This is a genomic window from Escherichia sp. AM3 (assembly GCF_032029835.1).
Lineage (GTDB): Bacteria > Pseudomonadota > Gammaproteobacteria > Enterobacterales > Enterobacteriaceae > Escherichia > Escherichia coli.
Genome location: NZ_JAVUPQ010000676.1, coordinates 1 through 361, shown reverse-complemented (window position 1 = coordinate 361; position 361 = coordinate 1). Strand labels below are relative to the sequence as shown.

Annotated in this window: 1 protein-coding gene; it reads left to right on the top strand. The window is 61.2% G+C overall.

Annotation, left to right across the window (positions count from 1 at the left end; all coding sequences use genetic code 11):
• Nucleotides 1-361: zinc finger domain-containing protein (locus RTW80_RS27830; protein WP_312721349.1), on the top strand; the 361-nt coding region annotated here is incomplete at both ends.

The window sequence follows — 361 nt, the reverse complement described above, 5'->3', positions numbered from 1 at the left end:
GCGCAGACCTGCGCTACAACATGGAGCTGACGCTTGAAGAAGCGGTTCGCGGCGTCACCAAAGAGATCCGTATTCCGACGCTGGAAGAGTGTGACGTTTGCCACGGCAGCGGCGCGAAAGCGGGGACTCAGCCACAGACCTGCCCAACCTGTCACGGTTCCGGTCAGGTTCAGATGCGCCAGGGCTTCTTCGCGGTGCAGCAGGCCTGTCCGCACTGTCATGGTCGCGGTACGCTGATTAAAGATCCGTGCACCAAATGCCACGGTCACGCACGCGTGGAGAAAACCAAAACGCTGTCCGTTAAGATCCCGGCAGGCGTGGATACGGGCGACCGCATCCGTCTGGCAGGTGAGGGTGAAGC